Annotated in this window: 4 protein-coding genes; all 4 read right to left on the bottom strand. The window is 41.2% G+C overall.

What is annotated here, in order from left to right:
- The coding region (locus tag VFM80_RS06770; protein WP_395070831.1) for a hypothetical protein at window positions 1-1,014 on the bottom strand (1,014 nt) is incomplete at its 3' end.
- A 20-nt stretch (window positions 1,015-1,034) separates the two neighbouring features.
- The gene (locus VFM80_RS06765) at window positions 1,035-2,273 is read right to left on the bottom strand and encodes an aminotransferase class I/II-fold pyridoxal phosphate-dependent enzyme (protein WP_395070829.1); all 1,239 of its coding nucleotides are present in this window, start codon (window positions 2,271-2,273) and stop codon (window positions 1,035-1,037) included.
- A gap of 206 nt (window positions 2,274-2,479) precedes the next feature.
- Window positions 2,480-3,649, bottom strand: a complete 1,170-nt coding sequence (locus VFM80_RS06760; protein WP_395070828.1) for a glycosyltransferase — start codon at window positions 3,647-3,649, stop codon at window positions 2,480-2,482.
- 13 nt (window positions 3,650-3,662) lie between these two features.
- A partial coding sequence (locus tag VFM80_RS06755) for a glycosyltransferase (protein WP_395070827.1) occupies window positions 3,663-4,336 on the bottom strand: 674 nt, incomplete at its 5' end.

Below are 4,336 nucleotides of genomic sequence, written 5' to 3'. Positions count from 1 at the left end.
CGTTTTATCCTCTCCCTTCAGTCCGTTTTGAATAGATCGATGGTGCAGTAAGGCATCGATTCCCTTGCCTTGGTACTCCGGCAAAACTCCCATCAGGGCTGTGCGAAGACTTTTTAGCTTTCTTTTTTTCCACAACAACTTAAAGATCCCAAACGGAAACAGTCTACCATCCATCGTTTTCAGGATCTCATTTATATTCGGCAGGCCTATAGAAAAGCCTACAGGTTTTCCTTTGATCTCAGCCATATGGGCAAAATCAGTATCAATGATCATTTTAAGATCTTTACCGGCCGCTTCGAATTCCTTTTCAGAAAGAGGAATAAATCCCCAGTTCTTTTTCCATGCCTGATTAAAGATCTCCCTTACTGTCTTGATCTCTGAATCCATTTCTTTCAAATTGAGCGGACGTATTTCAAGGTCAGGCACACGATGCTTTACAATTTCCATAGCCCGGTTTATTCGATCTAAAGAAACGGTTTCAGTATCTACCATATAAGCATACATATCCATTTCTTTTGAAAAACCACAATTTGAAATAAGCTCATCATAATACGGAAAGTTGTATGGCATCATGATATAGGGGTCTTTATCAAAACCATCGATCAGAACTCCGATCGTATCCATCATGCTTGGGCTCGCCGGCCCCATTACTTTATTCATCCCCTTGTCTCTCAACCAGTCTGAAGCTACCCGGAATAATAAACTTGCCGTATGATGATCATTTATGCACTCAAAAAAGCCAAAATGGCCGGTTTTTGTGCCGTGAAATTCATTAAAGCGATGATCTACTATAGCGGCAATACGCCCCACTTCTTTATCATCCTTTTCCGCTAAAAAAAGAGCTATTTCAGCATTTTCAAAAAAAGGATTTTTTTTAGTATCGATCAGTTTTTTCTGATCCATTCTGAGAGGGGGCACCCAGTGCTCTGCATCTTTATAGAATGTGTATATGAAATCAGTAAATCGTTTTCTCTCTTCTGTTGTAGAAACGATGGTTACTCCTGAACTATTCATATAACCTTCGCTGGATTAGTTTATTCAGTTGTTGAGTGGCCATTTCTATCTATAATACCATGCTTTAAACCAACTTTTCGAAATGCTTCCAGGATCTGATCCAGGTGTTCATCGGTATGGCTGGCCATATAACTGGTACGTAACAGAGACTGCCCTTGTGGTACTGCAGGCGGAACTACCGCATTGGTATAAACGCCTTCTTCAAACAGATCTTTCCAGAATTTGAAACAATCCATCATTTCACCGATTACAACGGGAATAATCGGGCTTTGACTGCTCCATACATTGAAGCCTAACCCGCGAAGTTCTTTGCGCATGTAATCGGCAATTACTTCAAGGCGTTCCAGTCTCCATGGTTCTTCCTGTAAAATTTCAAGTGCTTTAAGCACCGTGGCTACATTAGCCGGTGGCATGGATGCACTAAAAATATGAGCAGGAGATTTATGCCGGATATATTCAATAACAGGCCGGTCTCCTACCAAGAAACCACCCAAAGAAGCGAATGATTTTGAGAAAGTACCACTGATCAAATCCACTTCGTCTGTTAGTCCAAATACTGAAGCAGAACCACGGCCGCCTTTTCCAATAACACCAACAGCGTGAGCATCATCCAAATAAAGCCGGGCATTAAATTCTTTAGCCAGTTTCACCAACTCCGGTACTTTTGCCAGTGTTCCGGACATGGAAAAAACACCATCCGTTACAATGATCTTCCCGGCATCAGGTGCAGCCCGTTCCAGTAATTTTCTCAAGTGATCCATATCATTATGTTGGTACCGGACTGTTTTTGCATTGGCTGCCAACGTTCCCATTACAATACATGCATGGTTATCCTTATCAGAGAAAATAATATCATTGCGATCAGCTATAGTCTGGATAGAACCTTCATTGGTTTGATACCCTGTACTAAAAAGCACGCACCCTTCTTTACCCATAAAGTTGGCGAGTTTTTCTTCCAACTCCAGGTGGCTGTCGAGTGTACCATTCAGATATCGGGAACCGGTACATCCCGTTCCGTATTTGGTTAGTGCCTCTTGCGCAGCTTTGATGGTTCGCTGATCATTGGTTAATCCCAAATAATTATTGGAACCTGCCATGATCACTCTTCTGCCTTCAATTTCAACAACCGTACCATCAGTTGCTTCAAGGGGTTTGAAGTAGGGATAAAGCCCCATTTCTTTCACTTCATCCGCTTTCGTAAAATTGAAAGCTTTGGAAAAAATATCTGATTTTGTGGCGCTGGATTTATTATCGGCCATTCGCTGATTCCTTAAAAAATATTCTGAATAAACATTAAAATATAACCAGTATTATTTTTCGATCAAATTTCGGAAAAGATAGTATTAACTACCGGCTTGTCATATAGATTACAATTATAGCTTCGAAGATAAGAAATTTATTGGTCTGCTACTGAATCACAAATCAATTTTCTCATCATAGGGAAAGATCATTAAAAACCGATGATCTACCCCTGCTTCTTATCCAATAGATCTTGATAAGTTTCGAATAACATTCGAAAATGTTTTTCCATTTTAATAATATCATTTTCAGCTGCTTCTTTAGCAGCCTGAACCAGTTTATCCCTGTCTTTTTTGATTATTTTTAAAATGGATTCCTTAAATGAACCTGAATCTCCGGTCTTATATGTTTTTCCCATTTTAGAATTTGCGATATCGGCCGCCCCTCCTCTTTGGGGTACAACTACTGGTAGTCCGCTGCATACCGCTTCAGCTACCACAATTCCGTAAGTTTCTGCAGAGGAACCATGAACAAAATAATCTGATGAAGCAAGAATATCAGCTAGTTGATCTCTGTTTTCTGTAAATCCCATCACTTTTACATGATCTGATTTTCCTGCCTTATAATTCACATATTTATTAATGGGGCCATCTCCAAAGATCATCAATCCCATTGGACTTTCTTTCGCTGCGGCACTGAACCCATCAATTACAGTACCCAGTCTTTTTTCGGGGTGGTGGCGACTGATAGCGATCATTAAGTGAGCATCTTCCGGGAGGCCAAAATCTGCCAAAAGTTTAGCTCGAAGTTTTTCATCCCGTCTGGTCGGCGAGAAAAAGTCTTTATCTATTCCAAATGGAACAGGGATTGGATTCTTTACCCCATATTTCTCAATACGCTCCGCTAACCAGCTTCCGCTGACAATAGTCGCATCAAATTTTCCGCTCAGTTTCCTCAAGTATTTCCAGTAAAACCCGAAAAAATTATCCACCCTGTCAAAACCAACTATATTTCCCAAAAAAGTATGCGGATATGCAGCCACAGGATCCTGGTGAAAAATAAAAGTTTTAACTGCATCACCTTTCCATCGCCCTGCAAACCAACCTCCGGTCCATGGTGAAGAGCCTTCCACAACATCCGGCTTTTCACGATCCAAAATTTGATGCACTGCTTTTTCTCTCCACAAAATATGATATCGCCAGTCAACAGGAAGCCTGGGGCCTTTTACCCAGATAACCCTTCCACCAAAGCGTTCTTCTTCTCCCCAATCTTCCCCGGGAGCAACAATTACTACTTCGTGTCCCATTTCGGAGCCAAATTTCAGCTTCTGATTGATATAGGTTTTTACCCCTCCACCCTGATCTGTATAAAATTCTGCTACATCAACTACTTTCATGTGGTTCTTTCAGTTAAAAATATTCTTTTGATTCCGGTAAATTCAGTGCCTCACGATAATTATCCAATAACTTTCCGTTGATCTCATCCCATTCATATTGCAGGGCTTTTTGGCGGGATGCTTTTTTCATTTTTTCTCGCAGCTGTTTATCTGAAACTATTAAAGATAATTTTTTCGCAAAATCTGATCTGTTCTCAGGTTCCGCCAAGAACCCGTTTATACCGTCTTCCACCAACGATTTACTGCCCGTGGCATCTGCTACCAGGCAAGGCAAACCACTGCTCATAGCTTCTAAAGTCACATTCCCGAAAGTTTCGGTATGAGATGGAAACAGGAATACATCACTGCTTGCATATGCTTTCGCCAGTTCATTCCCCTCCAGGAAACCTGTAAAACAAGCCTCAGGCATTAATTCCTGTAATTCTTCTTTTGCGGGCCCGTCGCCAACAACCAGTGGTTTTACTTTGTTATTACCGGCTGCTATTTGCTGCACGCTGTGCCGAAATGTATCCAGTTCCTTTTCCCAAACTAACCTCGATACAAAAGTGACCACAATATCATCTTCACTAAATCCCATTTCTTTTCGCCATTCCTCATCCCTTTTTTCAGGTGAGAACAACTTTGTGTTTACACCCCGTGTCCAGATCCTTAGATCTGTATCAAAGCCTTGTGGCCTAAGCTCATCTA

The sequence above is a fragment of the Gracilimonas sp. genome (assembly GCF_035704785.1).
Lineage (GTDB): Bacteria > Bacteroidota > Rhodothermia > Balneolales > Balneolaceae > Gracilimonas.
Note: the sequence above shows the minus strand (reverse complement) of the source record. Positions and strands in the feature narration are given on the sequence as shown.

Excerpts from the sequence above, each read along its gene's own strand:
- VFM80_RS06765 (WP_395070829.1), bottom strand. The coding sequence starts at position 2,273 with ATGGCCGATAATAAATCCAGCGCCACAAAATCAGATATTTTTTCCAAA.
- VFM80_RS06760 (WP_395070828.1), bottom strand. The coding sequence starts at position 3,649 with ATGAAAGTAGTTGATGTAGCAGAATTTTATACAGATCAGGGTGGAGGG.